16 protein-coding genes are annotated in these 22,745 nt (G+C 69.6%); 9 read left to right on the forward strand and 7 right to left on the reverse strand.

Annotated features, from left to right (window positions below; genetic code table 11):
• The first annotated feature begins 121 nt into the window (after nt 1-121).
• Nucleotides 122-3,247 (forward strand): sacsin N-terminal ATP-binding-like domain-containing protein, encoded by a 3,126-nt coding sequence (locus ACFYXA_RS22305; protein WP_352246560.1) that lies wholly within the window; start codon nt 122-124, stop codon nt 3,245-3,247.
• A gap of 36 nt (nt 3,248-3,283) precedes the next feature.
• Here ACFYXA_RS22305 and ACFYXA_RS22310 read toward each other — a convergent pair whose 3' ends face one another.
• The gene (locus ACFYXA_RS22310; protein ID WP_389035413.1) at nt 3,284-3,490 is read right to left on the reverse strand and encodes a hypothetical protein; all 207 of its coding nucleotides are present in this window, start codon (nt 3,488-3,490) and stop codon (nt 3,284-3,286) included.
• Nucleotides 3,491-4,379: 889 nt separating this feature from the next.
• Between ACFYXA_RS22310 and ACFYXA_RS22315 the strand changes: the two genes are divergently transcribed.
• The 3 genes from ACFYXA_RS22315 (at nt 4,380) to ACFYXA_RS22325 (ending at nt 10,787) form a co-directional block, all read left to right on the forward strand.
• The gene (locus tag ACFYXA_RS22315) at nt 4,380-6,413 is read left to right on the forward strand and encodes a trypsin-like serine protease (RefSeq protein WP_389035416.1); all 2,034 of its coding nucleotides are present in this window, start codon (nt 4,380-4,382) and stop codon (nt 6,411-6,413) included.
• Between the two features lie 403 nt (nt 6,414-6,816).
• Entirely contained in the window at nt 6,817-10,413 is a 3,597-nt protein-coding gene (locus ACFYXA_RS22320) for an ALF repeat-containing protein (protein WP_389035419.1), read from the forward strand.
• Entirely contained in the window at nt 10,413-10,787 is a 375-nt protein-coding gene (locus ACFYXA_RS22325; protein ID WP_389035422.1) for a DUF6086 family protein, read from the forward strand. The genes ACFYXA_RS22320 and ACFYXA_RS22325 overlap by 1 nt, the downstream gene beginning before the upstream one ends.
• Nucleotides 10,788-11,386: 599 nt before the next feature.
• Here the strand turns inward: ACFYXA_RS22325 and ACFYXA_RS22330 are convergent.
• The 3 genes from ACFYXA_RS22330 to ACFYXA_RS22340 form a co-directional block, all read right to left on the reverse strand.
• Nucleotides 11,387-12,307: a DUF4344 domain-containing metallopeptidase gene (locus tag ACFYXA_RS22330; protein ID WP_389035426.1), complete on the reverse strand. Its 921-nt coding sequence runs from the start codon at nt 12,305-12,307 to the stop codon at nt 11,387-11,389.
• Nucleotides 12,308-12,490: 183 nt separating this feature from the next.
• On the reverse strand, nt 12,491-14,893 hold the full coding sequence (locus ACFYXA_RS22335) for an HAD-IC family P-type ATPase (protein WP_389035429.1): 2,403 nt from the start codon (nt 14,891-14,893) through the stop codon (nt 12,491-12,493).
• Between the two features lie 107 nt (nt 14,894-15,000).
• Nucleotides 15,001-15,393: a DUF2530 domain-containing protein gene (locus ACFYXA_RS22340; RefSeq protein ID WP_389035432.1), complete on the reverse strand. Its 393-nt coding sequence runs from the start codon at nt 15,391-15,393 to the stop codon at nt 15,001-15,003.
• 112 nt (nt 15,394-15,505) lie between these two features.
• Here ACFYXA_RS22340 and ACFYXA_RS22345 point away from each other — a divergent pair, with 112 nt between their 5' ends.
• Entirely contained in the window at nt 15,506-16,957 is a 1,452-nt protein-coding gene (locus ACFYXA_RS22345) for an NCS2 family permease (RefSeq protein ID WP_389035436.1), read from the forward strand.
• A gap of 139 nt (nt 16,958-17,096) precedes the next feature.
• Here ACFYXA_RS22345 and ACFYXA_RS22350 read toward each other — a convergent pair whose 3' ends face one another.
• On the reverse strand, nt 17,097-17,279 hold the full coding sequence (locus ACFYXA_RS22350; protein WP_351091634.1) for a ribbon-helix-helix protein, CopG family: 183 nt from the start codon (nt 17,277-17,279) through the stop codon (nt 17,097-17,099).
• Between the two features lie 166 nt (nt 17,280-17,445).
• Here ACFYXA_RS22350 and ACFYXA_RS22355 point away from each other — a divergent pair, with 166 nt between their 5' ends.
• Together ACFYXA_RS22355 and ACFYXA_RS22360 are read left to right on the forward strand one after the other, a co-directional pair.
• Nucleotides 17,446-17,883, forward strand: coding sequence for a MarR family transcriptional regulator (locus ACFYXA_RS22355; protein ID WP_352246549.1), 438 nt, complete (start codon nt 17,446-17,448; stop codon nt 17,881-17,883).
• Between the two features lie 24 nt (nt 17,884-17,907).
• On the forward strand, nt 17,908-19,272 hold the full coding sequence (locus tag ACFYXA_RS22360; protein ID WP_389035441.1) for an MFS transporter: 1,365 nt from the start codon (nt 17,908-17,910) through the stop codon (nt 19,270-19,272).
• A 47-nt stretch (nt 19,273-19,319) separates the two neighbouring features.
• Here the strand turns inward: ACFYXA_RS22360 and ACFYXA_RS22365 are convergent, their stop codons facing one another.
• Nucleotides 19,320-19,907: a Uma2 family endonuclease gene (locus ACFYXA_RS22365; RefSeq protein WP_352246547.1), complete on the reverse strand. Its 588-nt coding sequence runs from the start codon at nt 19,905-19,907 to the stop codon at nt 19,320-19,322.
• Nucleotides 19,908-20,028: 121 nt separating this feature from the next.
• Between ACFYXA_RS22365 and thpR the strand changes: the two genes are divergently transcribed.
• Together thpR and ACFYXA_RS22375 are read left to right on the forward strand one after the other, a co-directional pair.
• Nucleotides 20,029-20,601, forward strand: a complete 573-nt coding sequence (gene thpR, locus ACFYXA_RS22370; protein ID WP_352246546.1) for an RNA 2',3'-cyclic phosphodiesterase — start codon at nt 20,029-20,031, stop codon at nt 20,599-20,601.
• Between the two features lie 289 nt (nt 20,602-20,890).
• Nucleotides 20,891-21,883, forward strand: coding sequence for an aldo/keto reductase (locus ACFYXA_RS22375; protein WP_389035444.1), 993 nt, complete (start codon nt 20,891-20,893; stop codon nt 21,881-21,883).
• Nucleotides 21,884-22,006: 123 nt separating this feature from the next.
• On the opposite strand, the gene ACFYXA_RS22380 is transcribed toward ACFYXA_RS22375, so the two are convergent.
• Nucleotides 22,007-22,681, reverse strand: coding sequence for an SGNH/GDSL hydrolase family protein (locus ACFYXA_RS22380; RefSeq protein ID WP_389035447.1), 675 nt, complete (start codon nt 22,679-22,681; stop codon nt 22,007-22,009).
• Between the last annotated feature and the right edge of the window lie 64 nt (nt 22,682-22,745).

The raw sequence follows: 22,745 nt of genomic DNA on the forward strand, positions 1-22,745 counted from the left end.
GTGCCGCTACGGCTTCGCCTTCCGGCGGCGGCGGCCGTCCGCGTCCCGCACTCCTCCGGAAGCTGACCCCCTTCCTCGCGCGATACCTTCTCCTCACGCAGACGACGAGAGGGAAACCGACGTGAGCAAGTTCGTGCGGCCGGCGCCCGAGGGAGCGGACCCCTTCGGCACGGCCCGTCTGCGCCGCGGTGTCCTGGACGCCTGGGCGACCAGTCCCGCCCGTTTCCGGGAGGACGCCAACGCCGAGGAGGACCTCGTCCTCGGCGGCTACCGGGACCGTCTCGTCGTCGAGCTGGCGCAGAACGCGGCCGACGCGGCGGCGCGGGCCGGCGTCCCCGGCCGGCTGCGCCTCACCCTCCGCGAGGGCGTCCTCGTCGCCGCGAACACCGGCGCCCCGCTGGACGCGGCCGGCGTCGAGTCGCTCGCCACGCTCCGCGCGTCGGCGAAGCGGGACACACGGCAGTCGGCGGTGGGCCGGTTCGGCGTCGGCTTCGCCGCCGTGCTCGCCGTCACCGACGAACCCGCCGTCGTCGGCCGGCACGGCGGGGTGCGCTGGTCGCTCGCGGAGGCCCGCGACCTGGCCTCGGACACCGCCCGCCACAGCCCCGGCCTCGGCGACGAGATCCGCCGCCGCGACGGCCACGTCCCCCTGCTGAGGCTGCCGTTCGCCGCCGAAGGCACCGCGCCCGACCCGTACGACACGGCCGTCATCCTGCCCTTGCGCGACCCGGCCGCCGCCGACCTCGCCGAGCGGCTCCTGACCGCCGTGGACGACGCGCTGCTCCTCGCCCTGCCCGGCCTGCACGAGGTCGTCGTCGAGGTGCACGACCAGGAGCCGCGCACCCTGCGCCGCGCGGCCGACGGCGAGCTGACCGTCGTCGAGGACTCCCGCGACGGGAGCACCCGCTGGCGGATCGCCGCCGCCGACGGCCCCCTCACGCCGGACCTGCTGGCCGACCGGCCGGTGGAGGAACGGCTGCGACCGTACTGGTCGGTGACCTGGGCCGTCCCCGTCGACGGCGACGGCGCACCCGCGCGGCCCCGCACCGGCCCCGTGGTGCACGCGCCCACACCCAGCGACGAACCCCTCGGCGTGCCCGCGCTGCTCATCGCCTCGCTGCCGCTGGACACCACCCGCCGGCACGCCGCGCCCGGCCCGCTGACCGACTTCCTCGTCCAGCGCGCCGCCGACGCCTACGCCGGGCTGCTCGCCGCGTGGCGGCCGGTGGGCGCGGGCATCATCGACCTGGTGCCGGGCCCGCTCGGCAAGGGAGAACTGGACGGCGCCCTGCGCCAGGCGATCCTGGAGCGGCTCCCGCGCACCGCCTTCCTGCCGCCCGCGGTCCCGCCGGCGCCGGAGGACGAGCTTCCGCAGGCGCTGCGCCCACGGGACGCGGAGATCGTGGAAGGCGCGGGCGCGGACACCGTGCGCGTGCTGGCGGAGGTCCTGCCCACGCTGCTGCCGGCCGGCCTGGAACGGCGGGTCGAGCTGCGCACCCTCGGCGTGCCCCGCATCCCGCTGGCCGACGCGATCGACCGGCTGGCGGGGCTTGAGAAGGACCCGGACTGGTGGCACCGGCTCTACGACAGCCTCGCGGGCGTCGACCCGGACCGGCTGACCGGCCTGCCCGTGCCGCTGGCCGACCGGCGCACGACCATCGGACCCCGTCAGGTCCTGCTGCCGACCGCGGACACGACCGGCGTGGACGCGGACGTCCTGGCCCGCCTCGGCCTCAAGGTCGCCCACCCCGACGCCGCGCACCCGCTCCTGGAGAAGCTCGGCGCCCTGCCCGCGACGCCGCGCGCGGTCCTCACCACCCCGCAGGTGCGGGCAGCCGTCGCCGCGTCCCTGGACGACGACGGCGGAGCCTTCTACGACGACCAGGACGCCCCGGACGCCGAGGAACTCGCCGACACCGTCCTGGCGCTGGTCCGGGACGCGGACCTCGCGCCCGGCGACGAACCCTGGCTGGGCGCGCTCGCCCTGCCCGACGAGGACGGCGAGCTCGCCCCCGCCGGTGAACTCGTCCTGCCCGGCAGCCCGTTCGCCTCCGTCATCCGCGAGGACGAACTCGGCATGGTGGACGCAGACTTGGCGGAGAAGTGGGGCGAACAGCCGCTGGCCGCCTGCGGGGTGCTGGCAGGCTTCGCCCTCGTGCGCGCCACGGACGTCGTCCTCGACCCGGACGAACTGGAGCCCCGCGAGGGCGACTTCCCCGAGCCCGACGACGCGGGGCTGCTGGACGCGGTGGACGTGTGGTGCGAGGACGTCCTCGACCGGTTCCCCGACGCACCGGTGCCGCCCGTCGCCACCGAGCTCGTCGCCGTCCGCGACCTTGACCTCGTCGACGACGACAAGTGGCCCGAGGCCCTCGCCCTGCTCGCCCGGCCGCCCCTGCGCGACGCCATCACCCAGCCGGTCCGCGTCCTCCTGCACGACGGCACCCACGAGGTCGTACGCCCGTACACGGCGTGGTGGCTGCGCGGGAACCCGGTGCTCGACGGCCGCCGCCCCGCGGGCCTGCTGGCCGCGGGCGGCGACCCGCTGCTCCACGGCCTCTACGACGAGGCGGACGCGACCGGCTTCGACGACGAGCAGGTGCTGCGCGCGCTCGGCGTCCGCACGTCGGTGTCCGCGCTCCTCGACGAGCCGGGCGGCGCGGCCGAACTCCTGGACCGCCTGGCAGACCCGGACCGCGAGGTCTCCGCGACCCAACTGCACGGTCTGTACACGGCGTTGGCCGACCTCGACCCCGAGCAGGTCACCCTCCCCGACGACCTGCGAGCCGTCGTCGACGGCGAGGTGAGGATCGTGGACGCGACCGAGGCGATGGTGGTCGACTCACCCGACCTCCTCCCCTTCACCCAGGGCATCCCCCTGCTCCCCGTACGCCCTTCCCGTGCGGCCGAGTTGGCGGAACTCTTCCAGGTCCGCCGCCTCAGCGAGTCCGTGACGGCCGCGATCGACTCCGAGGGCACGGAACACGAAGTCCCCGCGTCGGTACGCACTCTGCTCGGCCCGAGCACTCCTCACTCGTACGTGGAACACGAGGAACTGATCGTCGACGGCGTGGAGATCGACTGGCGCCTGACCCCCGACGGCACGCTCCACGCCGCCACCCTGGAGGGAGTAGCCGCCGGCCTGGCCTGGTCCACAACCCAATGGCCCCGCCGCTTCGAGGTGGCAGCCCTTTTGGAAGACCCGTCCCGCACGGAGGAACTGGCCAGGGACCGCTGGTTCGACTGAAGACGGGGGCCGTCCCGCCGGACGGCCCCCGTTTTGTCAGTCTGCTTCGGTTTCGAGGAAGTACTCGTACTTCTCCTGGTTGAGCGTGATACCCGTCAACTGCTGGACACGCTCAGCGTGCTCCTGTGTCAACGGATACACATCGGCCAGTTGCTCGGTCGGCATCCCTAGCAGCTGGCTGAAGGCTCCCGCGCCGACCGTGGTGACATCAGTGGTCGAGTCGGGGTGGTCCTCGTGCTTCAAGTAGCGCGATCAGGAAGTACACGGTCATGGCGTCAGCTTCGGCCGGGATAGGGCTGCGAGCTTCGTCTAGCCCCAGTATTCGGGTCGGACACGACTCCCACAGTGTCCACACCTATGGCTTCCTCGTGCAGCAGACCCTTGCCGTCGCCGGTTACACCCTTTTTGGGCTCACCGTGTGCTACCTGGATTAACTGTCAAGACTTGTGGACGAGGATTGGATGCCGCTGGCAGGTGAAGGAAATTGATTTTCCAGTAAGGAGTCATGGGGCGGCCACCGCCGATAAATAACCGCCACCGTGCGGCCAAGTGAAGGCCTCGCGCCTGCACAGCGACGGCATCGCGCGCCCGCCCCGCCAGAGCCGACGCGCCACTGCCGTGAGCAGCCGAACGTGATGCGGGCAGGGCGAGGGAGGATCGACTGCACCTGGACCAAGCGGTCGAGTGTGAGAGAGGACGCGGTGAGCGGGTTTCAAGCCGGTCATGCGGTGGTGCAATCCGATATGCACCGCAGCGGTCGTGTGTGGAGCGAGGCGTCGGGTGTCATTTTCGCCACTCCTGAGGCCCTGGTGAACGGCTGAGTTCCGGGCGCGCGGCACGCTAACCCGCTTTGTACATCGAGGGCGACCGTTCAGTGCGAACCCTGGCGTTCGAGGCGAAAGCGTTGCAGTCGCTCTGCCCACGCCGACGCCACCCGATCCCTGTTGCTGTGTTGGTGAAAGGTTGTACTGGATGGATTGTGATCATTTTCATCCAGCTTTGATCTTGCGCATGTGGTGGTGCCGAGGAGGATCCTTCTGGGTGCATCGTTGCCCGGCCCGGAACGGACAGGTCACGGTGCTTTGTCATTTTCGTGCGGTGTTTTGACCCGCCTTGGGAAGGAATCAACCAGGTGCACACTCGTGTCACCAGAACTGCCATCGCGGTGACGGCCGTCGCCGCCCTCACCGCCCTCGTGGGCAGCAACGCTTATGCCGTCGATACCTCCGGTGAAGGCGCAACGGAGGTCATGCCGTTCGCTTTCGAGGACGGTGCGTACCCTAACGCCGCCAAGACCGAAGCGGACAAGGGCATCAAACTGATCCGTGGTGACGGCAACATTACGCTCGCCAGCTGCAACTTAGATGCCAAGCAGATACGAGTGCAGGTCGTCGGGCCGCCTGTGAACAAGCAGGAGATGTATTGCTTCGTCTCCCGAGCCAGCACGGGTCTGCTGACGTTGGACCTTAATCGGGCCTTCTGGATCGATGCGGCCGACCAGCCGGTGACAGCCACGTTAACCGCCGAGGACGGCACTACCAAGGCCGTCACGATCCCCAAGGACGGCTATGCACCGGTTGGCGAGGGTGTCGTGGGCGGCAACCGTAGCAGGCTGGTCGAGATCAGGGTTACCGGCCCCATCGGAACCGCCCCCGCCCCTTCAGACGCCACTCTGGCGTTCACCGGCAAGCTGACGGTGGGCGACAGCAAGCGGTTCTGCACCGCCACGCTCGTCGACCCCCGATGGGTGTTGACAGCCAAGAGCTGCTTCGCCGATAACCCCGTCGAGAACAACACTGTTGCCGCTGGGGCCCCGAAGGAAAGGACGAGCGTCACCGTCGGCCGGACCGACCTGGCTACTTCCGGCGGTCACATCACCGACATTGTCGAGCTCATGCCGCACGCCGACCGGGATCTGGTCATGGGGCGCCTTGCACAGCCCGCAACTGGCATCAGCCCTGTCGCCCTGTCGTCGACGGCGGCTGTCGACGGCGAGGAGCTGACGACAGCCGGATTCGGCCGCACTGCCACCGAGTGGGCTCCTTCCAAGCTGCATACGGCGTCCTTTACCGTCGGCGCCGTGGCCGAGGCCGGCTTCGCCATCACAGCCAAGACACCGGCCGACGCGTCCGTCTGCAAGGGCGACGCCGGTGCCCCCACCCTCCGCACCGAGGCCGGCAAGCCCGCGCTTGTCGCGCTAGTGAGCCGCTCCTGGCAGACCAACTGCCTTGACGGCAGGCTCGACGAGAGCAAGAGCGGCGCCTACGACACCCGTGTGGACGATCTCCGCTCGTGGGTAGAGGGTGTGAAGGCCTCCCGGCCTGTGAACCGGCTCTTCGCCATCGGTGGCGACGAGAAAATCCATGCTAATTCCGGTGACTATGACACGGCTAGCGAGTGGACCTCCTTCGCCCACGTGCCTGGCAGTAGCTCTATGAAGCAGATCTCTGCTGTTGCGATGGGCGACAAGGTCCGCTTGTTCGCTATCGGCGGTGATGGGCGGATCTACGGCGCCAACGGTGACTACTCCGCCGGCACCTGGAGCGCCTTTAAGGTCGTCCCCGGTGACGGCGCGTTCCAGCGGATCTCTGCTGTTGCGATGGGCGACAAGGTCCGCTTGTTCGCTATCGGCGGTGATGGGCGGATCTACGGCGCCAACGGTGACTACTCCGCCGGCACCTGGAGCGCCTTTAAGGTCGTCCCCGGTGACGGCGCGTTCCAGCGGATCTCTGCTGTTGCGATGGGCGACAAGGTCCGCTTGTTCGCTATCGGCGGTGATGGGCGGATCTACGGCGCCAACGGTGACTACACCGCCGGCACCTGGAGCGCCTTTAAGGTTGTCCCCGGCACCACCGGCATCAAGTACATCGCCACCACCGCCGTTGGGGACCAGGTTCACCTGTTTGCTGTCGGCAGCGACGCCAAGATCAAGGCGGCCATCGGCGACTACGCCGCTGGCACTTGGTCCGCCTTCAAGTACATGGCCAGCAGCGGCATTCAGGGCATTGCCGCTACCACGCTCGGTGACAAGGTCCGTCTCTTCGCGATCGGCAGCGACAGCCAGATCTGGACCGCCGACAAGGAGACTGCCGGCACCTGGAGCGCATTCACCGCCGTCCACAGCAGCGGCATCAAAGACATCTCCACCACCGCCACCAGTTCCTGAACCCAACCCCGACGCCGGACGGCGACAACCAAGCGCTATGGAATGCTGCTCAGCCATCTCCAGGACGCCCTCGCTGTCCCAGCCCCTACCAGTTCCCCATCGGCGCGACCGCCCAGGACAGCCCGTCTATTGACACCGTCCGTCGCGCCAATGGCACCAGGGTGCTGCTGTCCCAGTGGACGATAGGGGCTGAGCGGCACCCTCGGCGGCATCGTCCTGGCCGGGATCAACTGACCGAGAAATGATGCAAAACGGTGGCACCTGATGTGGGAGGTGGGCCGTCGGCCCGCCTCCCACTGAAGTGAGTCGCCGGTGATGAGATGAGAGTCTGGTGAAACCAACACTCCACGGGCCTCAGCACCCGGGAAGAATCAGGCGCGCGTTACGCGCCTCCGCATTAGGCATGCTGACCATGGCCCTCACCCTAGGCCTCCTGGGAGCCTCGCCCGCCTCGGCGGGCCGGCAGACCGGTGCGGGACGGCTCACGGCCTTGTCGGACGTGACGCCCACAGACCGTGGCCAGGTGGTGGACTACTGGCGCGACGGCGGCCCGAACGTGAAGGCGGCTGCGGAAGCGGCGCTGATAGGAAGTGCCGCCGACATCGAGAGCTTTCTTGCTGTCGCTGAGAGCCTGAACCTCCAGGACAAGCGAGTCAATGCGGCACAGCTCGGAAGTATCGGAGGTATGGAACTCCTCGCCGCTGCCCGAACGGCGCTGGCCGGCGGCCGTTCCGCACTGGAAGACTTCCTGGACGACGGCTGGGAAGAGCCGTTGCAACAGGACCAGCGTGTGCAGGTCGCCCAGATCGTCAGCACCGCACGACAAGTCGAAGCGGACGCTGGGCGGGCCGCGCTCAACGGCACTCCGGCAGACATCGTGGCGTTCCTCCGCGAGGGGCAGTACACCGCCCGTGAGCAGGACGATCGTCTTCAGGTCGTCCAAATCATCAGCTTGGGTGGCAGAAACGTCCAGGCAGCCGGCCAGTTCGCGCTGAATGGCACACCGGATGACCGTCGGGCGTTTCTGGAGGTCGGCCAATTCGTCGCACGCAACAAGGACGAAGAGCACGCCACCGTCGCCGAGCTCGCCGAGCAGGCGACGGAAGCTGGCCGGCAGGCCGCCAAGGAAACCGCGGCCGCCAAGGCGCAATCGGCCAAGGCCGTAGAGTCGGCCCGGCTAGCCAAGGAGTCCGCGCTCGCCGCCAAGGCAGAAGCGGCGGCTGCCAACGGCGAAGTAGGCAAGGCAGCCCGCGCAGCCGCCGATGCCGCGAAGGCGGCTTCCCAGGCCGCCGTCGCGGCGCAGAAGGCGATCGACGCTGCCAGCGCCGCGAAGAACTCCGCCCGTGTCGCCGCGAACGCCGCGTCCCGGGCAGCGGCTGCGGCCGCGTCCGCCGCCCAGGCTGCGGCACGTGCGCAGTCGGCCGCAGCTGACGCCGCAACTGATGCGGGCAAGGCCGACGCGGCGCGCGTGGCTGCCGAGAACGCTCGTACCATTGCCAAGGGCGCTAATCTCGCAGCCGACGCCGCGGACCAGGCGGAAAAGGCCGCGACCGCCGCCGGTAATGCTGCGGCTTCGGCCGTGGCCGCCGGTACGGACGCCACCGCTGCCGCAGACGCAGCGATCGCTGCCAGCGACTACGCCGGCAGCTCCAGTGCCGCCGCCGCCGAGGCGCGTGCCGCCGCTGCCTCCGCCAAGCGGCATGCGGCGGAGGCCAACCGCGCCGCCAACGCAGCAGCGGCACTCGCCCGCAAGGCCGCGAAGGCAGCAGGCGAAGCCCGTGACGCCGCCCGCAAGGCCGCCACCCACGCCAACAACGCCGCAGCATCGGCCGAAGATGCCGCACACCACGCTGGCGACGCGGCTACCGCGGCCGCCAAGTCCACCGCGTACGCCAACGCGGCCACCGAGGCCGCGACCACCGCATCGGCAGCGGTGGCCAAGGCGCAGGAGGTCTACACCCTCGCCCGCGAGGTGGAGGCCGAGGACCTGCTGGGCCGCACCAACGCCGGCATAGCGCTCGCCAAGGACCAAAAGGCGAAGTACAACGCCCAGGTCGCCGAGGCCGCACAATTGCTGCAGGCGGTCAAGGACCGGGACACCGAACGCGACCGGCTCGTGACCAAGGCCGCAGAACCGGGGGCCGACCTCGCGATCATTGCCACCGAAGGCCGCAGATTGGCCCTGCTGTCGGCCAAGAACGGAACGGCCTGGGGACGGGCCGCAGCCGAAGCCGCACTCGCCGGGCCCGATGAGGTGGTCATCGACTACCTGAAGAACGGCTGGAAAACCGCTCGCGAGCAGGACGAACGATCCTACACTGAGCGCCTCGCCGAAGAGAGCGCAGCCCCTGAGGTGCGTACTGCGGCCGAGGCGGCGCTCCGCGGAGACGCGGCAGCTGTCACCGCCTTCATCAACGACGGCCAGTACCTGGCCGCCGCTCAGGGCATGCGCGTCGCTGTTGCGCAGGTCGCATCCGAGGGCGGTCCGGTGCTCGCCGATGCCGCCCAGGCGGCGCTGAACAGCGGAGACCCCAAGAAGTACAGCCAGTTCCTGGCCACGACCCAGTTCACCGCTCGCACCCAGGACGAACGCGTCCGATCTGCCCAGTTGCTAAGCACGGGCCGGGACGAGGTCAAGGCCGCCGCCCGGATTGCGCTCGAAGGCTCACCGCAAACCGTCCACGCATTCATCGTCTACGGCCAGTACAAGGCGGCACGCCAGGACCATCTCGACGCCACGCACGAGGCACAGGTCCAGAAACTGATCGCGGACGCTGCCAAGATCGCGGCTGAAGCACAGAAGAACGCCGCGACGGCGCATAAGGTCGCTGCCACGGCTCGCAAGGCCGCCGCAGAAGCCAACGATTGGGCGCTGAAGGCTGACGCTGCCGCCAAGGAGGCCCAGTCCAGCGCGGCCAAGGCGGCCCAGTATGCCAAGGACGCCGAAGCCTCAGCCGCCAGTGCCGCCGCCTCCGCGGCCCGCGCACGCAAGGCAGCCAACGAAGCCAGCACGGCATCCGAGGCCGCAGCCCTGTCCGCTTCCGACGCGACACTCTCCTCCGAGATGGCCCAGGCCTCTGCCTCCTCCGCCTGGGGTTATGCCGAGCAGGCACGGCAGTCGGCCATTGCGGCCGGCCAGGACGCGGACGCCGCACTCAAGGCGGCCCAGGAGACCTTCGCCATCTCCGTGAAGAAGTACCGGGAGGAAGAAGAGGTCCGTCGCAAGGCCGCCCTCGAAGCAAAACAGAAGGCCGAGCAGGACCCCGGCTACCAGGCACGCAAGATCTACCGCTGTCAGCAGGCCATCGTCCCGTGCGATCCGCAAGAATCTGCCCGATGGTGCCAGCACAAGGAAATCTTCTGCGACATCATCACCAGCCCTGAACTCAAGCAGGCGCTGGAGAACCTGTACACCTTCACCAGTGCGGTTACAGGTCTCGGAAACCTGGAGGCATGCCTCGATAACAAGAGCTTCGAGGACTGCGGACCCCTGGCGGCCGATGCTCTCATCGGAGCCAAGATGAAGGCACTTGACAAGGCATGGGACGCCCTCAAGCTCATCCGACGCGGCTGCAAGTTAATAGGCGCGACGGCCAAGGCGGCCCCGTCCGGTGCGGCGACCATGATGGGTGTCCAGGTGGCTGCCGCCTCGGCCGCGAAGGGCTGCCTCGAGGGAAAGAGGGACTACGACGTCTTCGATCCGGTCACCGGGAACTTGATCACTGACATCGACCACTTCTCCGGTGACGTCCTTTGGGAATTGAAGGACGTGATTGGATATTGGGACGATGCCGTGTGGCTCAAGACCCACATAAACGGAAAGTTCGCCAAGTACCTGAACGCCCGCAAGCAACTTCCCGAGTTCTACGCGGACGCCCCGATCGGTTTCCGGTTCACCCATGGGAACCAAGATCAGCGATTCGTTGAAGCGGTCGAGGCCCGGATTCAGCAGCTCAGGGAGGAGTATCCAGGCGTCGTGATCATGACAAGGTGGGACTAATGGGCTACCCGTTCCAGACCGCCGACGGTTCGAGGGTCATTTGGGATCCAGGGGTCGGGGTGGGGCAGACCTTCGCCGCGCTCGCACAACAGACCGGTGACCTATTGGGTGTGCCCACCGGGCTGGCCTTCGATGAGCGGCTCGGCGGGAGCAGCGTGGATCTGGCCGCGTTCCAGCGGTTCACCCAGGCGTTGTACGACAGGTACTTCAACACCAACAACTTCGTCCTGCACGGTCTTCTGCGTGGACTCTTGCTCGCTTCGATCGTGATGCTCGAAAACGGCGGCGGTTCGATCACCCGAACACTGGAAGGCGAAGAAGGGCTAACGGAAGGCCACGAGGCCTACACGCGAGCCATGTGGACGGATGGCTAACCTTGCCGTGGTTTTGAGCCCGGCCGCCACTGCGGCCGGGCTCAATACTTTGCCGCCAAACTCTGGAACGCTGCAGTGCCGTCGCCCTCGGAGTCTGTCTGCACGAATGGGCACCCTTACAGTCGGCTGTCGCCGGTGAGGCCCATGCCGCCGTCCTGGAAAAGCGCCGCGACGAAACTGCCGGAGCTGCCCGAAAAGCGGGCAAAATAGCCAAGAAAGCCCAACAGGTCAGTATCAAACCTTCACGCAAGCCCAAGTGCGACGCTGAGGCTCTCCTTCACCCTGATCCTCGCCGTCGCCTCCTGGCACCTGGTCGAGCGGCCCGCGCTCCGGCTGAAGGACCTCGGCAAGCGCCCGGCCGGCCCGCTTCCGAGCGCCCTGCCACCGCAGGGCCGACTCTCCCCGCCGCGACCGTGCCCACCGCCTCGACGTCCGGCTCCCTCCACGCCGAGCGATCGGTCAGCGCCTCTCGAGGAGCCGGACGGGCATGTGACCGCCGGTTAGCCCGGAACCGGGGGGCGCCCAGGAGTACGCGCGCCGCCTCGTCGAGATCTGGCGGAAGCGCGGGCGCCCGGCGCGAACCCTGTTTGATCGACGGCTCATTGCCCGGTGCGAATCTCGTCGAGCTTCTCCGCGAGGGCCTTCGTCTCGGCGATCAGACGCTCATGTGCGTTCTCCTGCGTCCTGTCGCCCTGACCCTCGAACGCCCGGCGGAAATGCGGCTGGAGTTGGGTCCACCAGCCGTAGTCCAGCATCGCCCAGGCCTGCGGGCAGAGCGGGGCGCGGGTCTTCGGCAGGTACCCCGCCCCGACCAGCGGCTCGTAGAACCTCTTGGGGTCGCTGCCCTCGAGGTGGCAGAGGAAGGTGAAGACCCGTTGCTGGGTGACGGGGTGATCGCTCGAGAACCCTTCCAGGGTCAGCTTGCCCTCCTCGCGGGCGAGCTCGTCGAAGAGGAGCGCGGCTGCCAGCGACGGCCCCGGACCGACCTCGTTGACGGTGTAGAACGACGCGAACCCGTCGGCGGCGTCCTCCTCCAGTCCGAGGTTCGCCAGCAGAAGCTGGCGCTGCAGAGCATGACCCACCTCGTGACCGAAGACGAACTGGGTCGACAGCGCGGTCAGGTCGTCGACGTTGTAGCTGGAAGGGGGGAACAGAGCGGGACGCTCGACGGTCTTGACCACCTTGCCGAGCACCCCTTGGATCTGGGTCAGGAACGGCGGGGGCAGATAGACGGTCCTGCCGTCGGGCTGAGTGACCGCGTCCGTGACTCCCGGCGGGACCTCGTCGGTGACCTTCACGACCAGGTCGTGCGGGAGGGCGACCGACGTGTTCAGCCAGCCGGCCACCTGCTCGAGCACGCGGGACCGCCGGACGACCGCCACCGCCCGTCGGTCCGCGGGCTTGACCGTGTCGTCCTCGTAGACGACCGTGACCTTGCCGTTCGGGGCGTCGGCCTTGTCGCCTCCGCCGCCGCAGGAGGCGACCGCGAAGGAGGCGAGCAGCAGCAGCGCTCCCGCCACAGCGGTCCTCGAAACGCCCGAGTACCCACCACTGCTCAGCACCTGGTCAGCTCTCTTTCCCGGGCGGCCGGCGGTATCGCGGGTTCGGCAGGATGCCGGAGGCAGGGCTCGAGCCCGACACGCGGATTATGATCGACGACCTTTTTGCGTGCAATGACCTACTTGAGGCCGTTTTGCGTCAGGTCACTCCGGGGAACGCCGGTCCAGCCACCGCCACAGCAGTTCCAGCAGCGCCGACGCCGCCGCCGCGACGGCGACCGCCGTCCACGGCATCGACACCCCGACCAGCTTCAGGGCGAAGAAATCCTGGAGCCACGGCACCACCAGCACCACCAGGAACGCCGCGCCCATCGCCGCCACCAGGGCGATCCGCCACCACGTGTACGGGCGGGCGATGATCGCCAGGATCCACATGGAGGTCAGGAACAGCGTCAGCGTCGCCGCGCTGGTCTCCGCGTCCAGCGCGCCCGGCCCTGTGTAGTGGTGGCGGGCGATCAGGTACGTCGTGAAGGTCGCCGCCCCGGCCAGCACCCCGCCCGGGATCGAGTACCGCATGACGCGGCGCACGAAGTGCGGGCGGGCGCGTTCGGTGTTCGGGGCGAGGGCGAGGAAGAAGGCAGGGACGCCGATCGTCAGCGTCGACAGCAGGGTCAGGTGGCGGGGCAGGAAGGGGTACTCCACCTGCCAGCACACCACCAGCAGCGCCAGCAGCACCGAGTACACCGTCTTGACCAGGAAGAGCGTCGCCACCCGGGTGATGTTGCCGATCACCCGCCGGCCCTCGGCCACCACCGAGGGCAGCGTCGCGAAGCTGTTGTCCAGCAGCACGATCTGTGCGACCGCCCGGGTCGCCTCGGAGCCCGAGCCCATCGCCACGCCGATGTCCGCGTCCTTGAGCGCGAGCACGTCGTTGACGCCGTCGCCGGTCATCGCGACGGTGTGCCCGCGGGACTGGAGCGCGCCGACCATGTCCCGCTTCTGCTGCGGGGTGACCCGCCCGAACACGGTCGCCCGGTCCAGCTCCCGCCCCATGTCGTCCCGGCCGACGGGCAGTTCGCGCGCGTCGACGGTACGGGCGTCCAGGCCGAGCTTGGCGGCGACCGCGCCCACGGACACCGCGTTGTCCCCGGAGATGACCTTGGCGCGGACGTCCTGCTCGGCGAAGTAGCCGAGGGTGTCGGCCGCGTCCGGGCGCAGCCGCTGCTCCAGGACGACGAGCGCGGTGGCCCGCGCACCCCGGGCCGGTTCCGCGTCGGACAGGTCGCCGGCGGCACGGGCGAGCAGCAGGACCCGCAGGCCCTGCTCGTTGAGCCGCTCGGTCTCCGCGAGGGCCGGGTCGTCGGCGCCCAGCAGGACGTCGGGGGCGCCCAGCAGCCAGGTGCTCCGCTCCCCGTCGCCCTCGCTGAACGTGGCCCCGCTGAACTTGCGCGCGGAGGTGAAGGGGAGCGCCTCGGTGCAGCGCCAGCCGTCGGCGTCGTCCGGGTAGGCGTCGATGATCGCCTGGAGTGAGGCGTTGGGCCGCGGGTCGGCCTCGCCGAGCGCGCCGAGCACCCGGCGTACGTAGGCGTCGTCGGCCCCGTCGAGCGCGCGGACCTCGGTGACGTCCATCCCGCCCTCGGTGAGGGTGCCCGTCTTGTCCAGGCACACGGTGTCCACGCGGGCGAGGCCCTCGATCGCGGGCAGCTCCTGGACCAGGCACTGCCGGCGGCCCAGCCGGATGACGCCGATCGCGAAGGCGACCGAGGTGAGCAGGACCAGCCCTTCCGGGACCATCGGGATGATCCCGCCGACGGTCCGCGCGATGGAGTCCTTGAGGTCGTTCTCCTTGACGATCAGCTGGGTGACGACCAGGCCGATCGCGGCCGGGACCATCATCCACGTCACGTACTTGAGGATCCTCGAGATGCCCGAGCGCAGCTCGGAGTGGACGAGCGTGAACCGCGAGGCCTCCTCGGCGAGCTGCGCCGCGTACGCCTCGCGGCCGACCTTGGTCGCCTGGAACGCGCCGCCGCCCCCGACGACGAAGCTGCCGGACATGACCTCGTCGCCGGGGTGTTTGACGACGGGATCGGCCTCGCCGGTGAGCAGCGACTCGTCGACCTCCAGCCCGTCCGCCTCCGCGCAGGTCCCGTCGACGACGATCTTGTCGCCGGGGCCGATCTCGATGAGGTCGCCGAGAACCAGCTCGGAGGTGCCGACCCGTACGGCGACGCCGTCGCGCCGCACGGTCGGCCGGGACTCGCCGATGACGGCCAGGGAGTCGAGGGTCTTCTTGGCCCGCCATTCCTGGATGATGCCGATGCCGGTGTTGGCGAGGATCACGAAGCCGAAAAGGCTGTCCTGGATCGGGGCGACCGCCAGCATGACCAGCCACAGGACGCCGATGATCGCGTTGAACCGGGTGAACACGTTCGCCCGGACGATCTCGCCGACGGACCGGCTGCTGCGGACGGGGATGTCGTTGACCTCACCGCGCTCGACGCGCTCCGCGACCTCGGCGGAGGTGAGCCCGGTCGCCGCCGGGGGAGCCGGGGCGGCTGCTGCGGCTGTGGCGGCGTGCTCGGCGTCGGCGTCGGTGTGGGTCATGGGTTCGACAGTACGTGCGGATTAGGGCGGTCACCCGCCGGAAGTCCGAAAGATCCGACCCTGGGAGGAGGGGGGAGGGTACCCGTCGTGCGGCGGTATTACGGGTCCTAGGGGTTGTCCGAGGGGCGCGCGTCGACGCCCCGCAGGCCGGCGGCGTCCGCCGCGTCCCCGGTGTGCCTCGCGTCCGTCGCGTCCCCGCCGTGTGCCGTGTCCCCGGCGTGCGTGGCGTCCGCCGCGTCTCCCGCCCTCGCGGCCTCCCGCTTGATCGCCGCGTCCCGCTTGCGCACGTACCAGATGCCGATGAGGCCGAGGCCCGCGCCGGCCAGGCAGGTCCACAGCCACCACAGATGGCCGTGGTCCTCGTACCAGCCGTAGAAGGGGAGCTGGGCGAGGAAGAGGACGAACCAGATGACGGTGCCGCCGGTGACGGTGCCGACCACGGGGCCCTCCAGGGGCTCCGGCGCCTCGTGTCTGGGAGATCCCGTAAGGAAGGGGGCCATGGGGGACAGCCTACGAGGCCTGTCGGTCTACGCGCGGAGATGGCGTGGCTTCATCTATGTGTTCATACTGAAACGGTTTGTCTTTGTCCCTTTCTGTTCGTAGGAAACGCCAATGTCGCCCTCGGCCACTGCCAAGGACCCCGCGCCGCAGGAGCCGGGCAGTACGCCCGAGCACGGTGCTCTCGACCGATACTTCCGCATCTCCGAGCGCGGCAGCAGCCTCGCCCGTGAGATCCGCGGAGGCTTCGCCACCTTCTTCGCGATGGCCTACATCATCGTGCTGAACCCGATCATTCTCGGCAGCGCGAAGGACATGTACGGTCACCAGCTCGACAACGGTCAGCTGGTGACCGCGACCTGCCTGACCGCGGCGTTCACCACGCTGCTGATGGGCGTCGTGGGCAACGTCCCCATCGCCCTCGCCGCCGGCCTCGGCGTGAACTCCGTCGTGGCCCTCCAGCTCGCGCCCCGGATGTCCTGGCCGGACGCGATGGGCATGGTGGTCCTCGCCGGTCTCGTCGTGATGCTGCTCGTGGCGACCGGTCTGCGCGAGCGCGTGATGAACGCCGTGCCCTTCGGGCTGCGCAAGGCGATCTCCATCGGCATCGGCCTGTTCATCATGCTGATCGGCCTGGTGGACGCCGGTTTCGTCACCCGCATCCCGGACGTCGCCCAGACCACCGTCCCGCTCCAGCTGGGCACCGGCGGTCACCTCACCGGCTGGCCGGTGCTCGTCTTCGTCCTCGGCGCGCTGCTGACGCTGGCGCTGATCGTCCGCAAGGTGCCCGGCGCGATCCTGATCTCGATCGTCGCGATGACCGTCCTCGCGGTGATCGTCAACGCCGTGGCCGACGTGCCGTCCTGGGGCCTGACCACCCCGGAGTGGCCGGGCAACCCCGTGGCCAGCCCCGACTTCGGCCTGATCGGCCAGGTCAGCCTGTTCGGCGGGTTCTCGAAGGTCGGCGTGCTGACGGGCGTCCTGTTCGTCTTCACGGTCCTGCTGTCCTGCTTCTTCGACGCCATGGGCACGATCATGGGCGTCAGCGACGAGGCCAAGCTGACCGACGCCCAGGGGCAGATGCCCGGCATCAACAAGGTGCTCTTCGTCGACGGCATCGCCGTCGCCGCGGGCGGCGCGAGCTCCTCCTCGGCCACCACCGCCTTCGTGGAGTCCACGGCGGGCGTCGGCGAGGGCGCGCGCACCGGCTTCGCGAACCTCGTCACCGGCGGCCTGTTCGCCGTCGCCCTCTTCCTGGCCCCCGTCGCCACGATGGTCCCGTCCCAGGCGGCCACCCCGGCCCTGGTCGCGGTCGGCTTCCTGATCCTCGCGAACTCGGTCAGGGACATCGACTGGGCGGACTACACGATCGCCGTCCCCGCCTTCGTGACGATGGTGATGATGCCGTTCACCTACTCGATCACCAACGGCATCGGCATGGGCTTCATCACCTTCGCCGTGCTGCGCCTCGCGGCGGGGCGGGGCCGGGAGGTGCCGACGCCGATGTACGTCGTCGCCGCCGTGTTCGCCTTCTACTACCTGATGCCGGCTCTCGGACTGACCTGATGCCGGACCGCCGGTCCGCCCGGTCCACAGGCCTGCCGGCCGGCGGGCCCACGGGCCGGTGAGCCGACCGGTGTGAACCCGGCCTTCGGGCCGGCCGATGCGTGAGCCCTGCGGCCTCGCGTGATCCGCTCGACGCGGTTCATGCGAGGCCGTAGAACTTCTCCGTCTCCTCGACGGCGATCTGGAACCGCTCGTCGAAGTCGTTGCGGACGAGCGTCTGGACGACGTAGTCCTGGACGCTCATCCCGCTTCTGGCGGCATGGTGCCGGAGCCGTTCGAGCAGGTCGTGGTCTATTCGCAGGCTGAGCACACTGGTCCCCATGGCTACGAGGGTCGCGGCACGTATCGGGACGGTGGGAGGCATTCCGCGCACGTATCACCCGTATGAGTGACATTCGGGTACAGGTGAGGTTGCGTGGCGGGCGTCACGGGCACTCGGGGACCCCTGCAGTGGTCCTTAGCGAGGGTAATGAGTTACGCTAAAGAACATGCCGGACCTTACCCATGGCGACGACGCTGCCGCCGTGAACTCCCTGCGATCCGCCGTGATGCGGTTGTCCCGTCGGCTCAAGCACCAGCGGGTCGACGAGTCGCTGAGCCCCACCGAGATGTCGGTGCTCGGCACCCTCTCCCTGTGCGGCAGTGCCACCCCGGGCGAACTCGCCCGCAAGGAGCACGTGCAGCCGCCCTCGATGACCCGCATCGTGGCGCTGCTGGAGGCCAAGGGCCTGGTCCGGCTGGAGCCGCACCCTGAGGACCGGCGCCAGAAGGTCGTCACCAAGACCGAGCAGGCCGAAACCATGCTCGAGGAGAGCCGCCGCAAACGGAACGCCTTCCTGGCCACCCTCGTCGACGGCCTCGACGACGACGAGTGGGCGAAGCTGCGCGCCGCCGCCCCCGTGCTGGAGAAACTCGCACACCTGTAGGACGCCAGAAGGAGGCGAACCCGTTTGAGTTCGGGACCCGGAGCAGACTCCGCCCCCGCACCGACCACCCACGACACTGTTCCACCGGCGCCTGCCGAAGGCGCCCGCAAGTCCTCGATGTTCAGCTCCCTGAGGGTCAGGAACTACCGGCTGTTCTTCGCCGGCCAGGTCGTCTCCAACATCGGCACCTGGATGCAGCGCATCGCCCAGGACTGGCTGGTGCTCAGCCTCACCGGCTCCGCCACCGCCGTCGGCGTCACCACCGCCCTGCAGTTCGTGCCCATGCTGTTCTTCGGGCTCTACGGCGGCGTCCTCGTCGACCGGCTGTCCAAGCGCCGCACGCTGCTCGGCACCCAGGCCGCGATGGGCCTCACCGGCGTCGCGCTCGCCGCGCTCACCCTCTCCGGACACGTCCAGGTCTGGCACGTCTACGTCGCCGCCTTCGCCGTGGGCCTGGCGACCGTGCTCGACAACCCCGCCCGCCAGTCCTTCGTCTCCGAGATGGTCGGCCCGGCGCAGCTGCAGAACGCGGTCAGCCTGAACTCCGCGAACTTCCAGTCCGCCCGGCTCGTCGGCCCCGCCGTCGCGGGCCTGATGATCACCGGTGTGGGCACCGGCTGGGCGTTCCTCGCCAACGGCCTGTCCTTCGTCGCGCCCATCACCGGCCTGCTGCTGATGCGCGCCCGTGAACTGCACGTCGTCGAGCGCGCCGCGCGCGGCAAGGGCCAGCTGCGGGAAGGCCTGCGCTATGTCGCCGGACGCCCCGACCTGATCTGGCCGATCGTCCTGGTCGGATTCGTCGGCACCTTCGGCTTCAACTTCCCCGTCTACCTGACCGCCTTCGCCGACGACGTCTTCCACGCCGGCGCGGGCTCCTACAGCCTCTTCAACACGCTCATGGCCGTCGGCTCGCTGATCGGCGCGCTGCTCGCGGCCCGGCGCGGCACGGCCCGGCTCCGGGTGCTGGTCGCGGCGGGGATCGCCTTCGGCGTGCTGGAGCTGGTCGCGGCGGCCGCCCCGTCCCTGTGGCTGTTCGCCCTGCTCATGGCCCCGATCGGGGTGTTCGGCATGACGCTCAACGTCACCGCGAACACCAGCCTCCAGATGGGCACCGACCCCGCCATGCGCGGCCGGGTCATGGCCCTGTACATGATGGTCTTCCTGGGCGGTTCCCCGGTGGGCGCGCCGATCGCCGGCTGGATCACCGACGTGTACGGCGTCCGCGCCGGCCTCGCGGCGGGCGGCGCGGTCTCCGCCGTCGCGGCCGTCGCGATCGGTGTGATCCTCACCCGCATCGGCGGTCTGCGGCTCGCGGTGGGCTGGCGCCACGGGCACCCGACGGTGCGGTTCGTGCCGCGGGAGCGGGAGGAGCTGGCCGCGGCGGCGTAGCCCCGGTCCGACGTTCGGCGGACCCTCAGGATCGGCCGCGCACGGGTTCAGTCGCGGGGGAACTCGTCGGTCTTGAGGGTCAGGCCGAGGGGGGTGGCGGTCATGTCGACGTCCGTCCCGAAGACCACCGACAGTTCACTGAGGTACTCGCCGTCCTTGGGCTGCGTGTAGAGGTGACACTTGCCCTGGTAGGGGTCGGCGACGAGGTAGACGGGCACCTCGGCGACGGCGTAGGCGGTCTTCTTGGGGCCGTAGTCGTTGGCGGCGGTGCCCTTGGAGATCACCTCGGCGACGAACTCGACGTCGTCGTGACGCCAGCGGCCCTCGTCGTCGGCCTCAGCGGAGTCGCGGAGTCTGACCACGTCCGGGCAGAAGCCGTTCTCCTGACCGGGGAAGTCGATGCGGACGTCGGAGAGAACCCTGACGCCCTTCCCGGACTTCTCGCGGACAGCCAAGGCGATCTGGAAGATGATCTCCCAGTGAGTGGCCCTCTGAGGTGTCATGTGGACGCTGCCCCCGACGATCTCGACCCGGAATCCTTCGGGGACGGGCATCTGCTCCAGCCGCTCGAACCACTCGTCCAGGCGCTGGGTGTTCGCGTCGGCCATGGCGATCCTGTCGTCGACGACGGTCATCGTGGCGCTCCTCCCCGGCTGTCCCGTGGGCGGGTGCAGCCGCGCAGTACAACGATACGTACGGCGTCCGGGACACGCCCGGAACCCGGGGCAGGGGCTGGGGCAGGGGCAGACTGACCGTATGAGACTCTTCGCAGCGGTCCTGCCTCCCGAGGACGTCGTCCTCGAACTCGCCGCCGAGGTGGCCGCGTTGCGGAAGCTGCCCGGTGCGGACGCGTTGCGCTGGACCGGACGGCCCGGCTGGCATTTCACGCTCGCCTTCTACGGCGAGGTCGACGACGACGTCGTACCGGAGCTGTCGGCCCGGCTGGCGCGGGTCGCGCATCGCACCGCGCCTTTCGCTCTCGCGCTGCGGGGCGGCGGGCAGTTCGGGCACGGGCGGGCGCTGTGGGCCGGGGCGGACGGCGAGACGGCGGCGCTGCGGCTGCTCGCCGAGCGGGCCGAGGCCGCGGCGCGCAAGGCCGGCCTCGACATGGGGGAGCACCGCCGCTACAAGGCCCACCTGACGCTGGCCCGCAGCCGGGACGCCGTCGACGTCCGGCGTCACGTCGAGACGCTGGACGCCTTCGCCGGCCGGACGTGGACGGTGGGCGAGCTGGTATTGGTGCGCAGCAACCTGCCCAGGTCCGGGACGCCGGGGGAGCAGCCCCGCTACGACCCGGTCGGCCGGTGGGCACTGGGCGGGGCCGGTTAGGCTCGTGGTGTGGACCCGAAAACCCGTAACCGGATCATGGCCGCCGTGCTGGTGCTGATGTTCGTCGTCGTGGCGGTGGCCGCGGCGCTCTAGCTCCGCTGGCCGGGCGGCTCGGGGTGCTTGCCGTCGCCGGCCGGCTGCGGGTCTGTGGGGGCCGTCGCCGGTCGGCTGCGGGTCTGTGAGGGCTGGTCGCGCAGTTCCCCGCGCCCCCTGAGGGGTTGTCCTCGCGGCGATCGCAGGCGGGCGCTTGCTTGCTTCGAGTGGGCTTCAAGGCGTTGGCTGGGGCCCCATGGAGTACACGCAGCTCGGACGTACCGGACTCAAGGTCAGCCGACTGGTCCTGGGGACCATGAACTTCGGACCGCAGACGGACGAAGCGGACAGCCACGCGATCATGGACGCGGCGCTGGACGCCGGTATCAACTTCTTCGACACCGCGAACGTGTATGGGTGGGGCGAGAACAAGGGCCGCACCGAGGAGATCATCGGCAGCTGGTTCGCCAAGGGGGGCGAGCGGCGCGACAAGGTCGTCCTCGCCACGAAGGTGTACGGCAACATGGCCGGCGACGGGGCCGCCTGGCCCAACCACGACAAGCTCTCCGCGCTGAACATCCGGCGCGCGGTCGACGCCAGCCTCAAGCGGCTGGGGACCGACCACATCGACGTCTACCAGTTCCACCACGTCGACCGGAACACCCCGTTCGAGGAGATCTGGCAAGCCATCGACGTCCTGGTCCAACAGGGCAAGATCCTCTACGCCGGGTCCAGCAACTTCCCCGGCTACAAGATCGCCCAGGCCAACGAGATCGCCGCCCGCCGCGGCGGCACCATCGGGCTCGTCAGCGAGCAGTGCCTGTACAACCTGGCCGAACGGCGCGCCGAGATGGAGGTCATCCCGGCCGCGCGGGAGTACGGGCTCGGAGTGATCCCCTGGTCCCCGCTGCACGGTGGACTGCTCGGCGGCGTCCTCAAGAAGGAGGCGCAGGGCGTCCGCCGCGCCTCCGGCCGGGCCGCCGCCGCCCTGGAAGACGACGGCGTCCGCGCACAGGTGCAGGCCTACGAGAGCCTTCTCGACAAGCACGGCCTGGAGCCCGGCGAGGCCGCCCTTGCGTGGCTGCTCACCCGCCCCGGCGTGACCGGCCCGATCGTCGGCCCCCGCACCGCCGAGCAGCTCCAGTCGGCGGTCCGCGCAGTGGAGTTGGAGCTGTCCGACGAGCTCCTGGCCGGCTTGGACGAGATCTTCCCCGGCCCGGGTCCGTCCCCGGAGGCCTTCGCCTGGTGAGGACTTGAGCGTCAGCCGGCTGTGTCGTCGGGGGTGTAGGGGGCGTACGGGTCGTAGGGCACCGGGGGTTCCGGGGCCTGCGAACTTCTGCGCCCCCTACGGGCCTTAGGGGTGTTACGGGTCCTACGGGTCGTAGGGGCCGCCCATGCCCCACGCCTGGTGCAGCGCGTCCGCGAACGCGCCGGCGAGTTTGTGTTCGCCGCTGGCGTTCGGATGGGTGCCGTCGTAGGTGTCGGTGTGGATGTCCCACGTCTCCGGGACCGACGCCATCAGCAGCGGCGACGAGGGCTGGTCGAGGTCCGCCGCCGTCTTGGCGAGCAGTTCGTTGAAGCGGGCGACCTGCGTGGCGAAGGGCGCGTCGTTCGCGGCGCGGACGTTGGGGATCACCGGCAGCAGCACCGCCCGCACCCCCGGCCGGGCCGCCCTTGCCTCGGCGACGAACGCGCGGACGTTGTCCGCCGTCTGCTCGGCGTTCGTGTAGAAGCCGAGGTCGATCAGGCCCAGGGAGACCAGCAGGACGTCCGCCCGCTGCTCCCGCACCGCCTCGCCGACCAGCGGCGCCATGTGCAGCCAGCCCTCGCCCCACCCGGCCAGGTGCCGGCGCGGGAAGCCGGGTTCGGCGTACGTGTACGAGGTGGGGGCGTCCGCCGCCTTGTCGTACAGGGTCTCGCGCGGGCCGACGAGGGTGAACGAGCCGCCGTACGTCTCGCACAGGTGCCGCCACAGGCGGTAGCGCCAGGTGTGCTCACCCGCGCTGCCGATCGTCATCGAGTCGCCGACGGGCATCAACCTGAGCATCCGCTCATCATGAGGGATCAAGGTGACGTGTGGGGTGTGAGGCCTGCCACGGACGACGCAAAGG

Source organism: Streptomyces sp. NPDC002566 (assembly GCF_042889585.1).
In the GTDB taxonomy this organism is placed as follows: domain Bacteria; phylum Actinomycetota; class Actinomycetes; order Streptomycetales; family Streptomycetaceae; genus Streptomyces.

Excerpts from the sequence above, each read along its gene's own strand:
- ACFYXA_RS22350 (WP_351091634.1), bottom strand. The coding sequence starts at position 17,279 with ATGGGGACCAGTGTGCTCAGCCTGCGAATAGACCACGACCTGCTCGAA.
- thpR (WP_352246546.1), top strand. The coding sequence starts at position 20,029 with ATGAGACTCTTCGCAGCGGTCCTGCCTCCCGAGGACGTCGTCCTCGAA.
- ACFYXA_RS22320 (WP_389035419.1), top strand. The coding sequence starts at position 6,817 with ATGCTGACCATGGCCCTCACCCTAGGCCTCCTGGGAGCCTCGCCCGCC.
- ACFYXA_RS22340 (WP_389035432.1), bottom strand. The coding sequence starts at position 15,393 with ATGGCCCCCTTCCTTACGGGATCTCCCAGACACGAGGCGCCGGAGCCC.
- ACFYXA_RS22365 (WP_352246547.1), bottom strand. The coding sequence starts at position 19,907 with ATGACCGTCGTCGACGACAGGATCGCCATGGCCGACGCGAACACCCAG.
- ACFYXA_RS22375 (WP_389035444.1), top strand. The coding sequence starts at position 20,891 with ATGGAGTACACGCAGCTCGGACGTACCGGACTCAAGGTCAGCCGACTG.
- ACFYXA_RS22355 (WP_352246549.1), top strand. The coding sequence starts at position 17,446 with ATGCCGGACCTTACCCATGGCGACGACGCTGCCGCCGTGAACTCCCTG.
- ACFYXA_RS22345 (WP_389035436.1), top strand. The coding sequence starts at position 15,506 with ATGTCGCCCTCGGCCACTGCCAAGGACCCCGCGCCGCAGGAGCCGGGC.
- ACFYXA_RS22325 (WP_389035422.1), top strand. The coding sequence starts at position 10,413 with ATGGGCTACCCGTTCCAGACCGCCGACGGTTCGAGGGTCATTTGGGAT.
- ACFYXA_RS22335 (WP_389035429.1), bottom strand. The coding sequence starts at position 14,893 with ATGACCCACACCGACGCCGACGCCGAGCACGCCGCCACAGCCGCAGCA.
- ACFYXA_RS22380 (WP_389035447.1), bottom strand. The coding sequence starts at position 22,681 with ATGCTCAGGTTGATGCCCGTCGGCGACTCGATGACGATCGGCAGCGCG.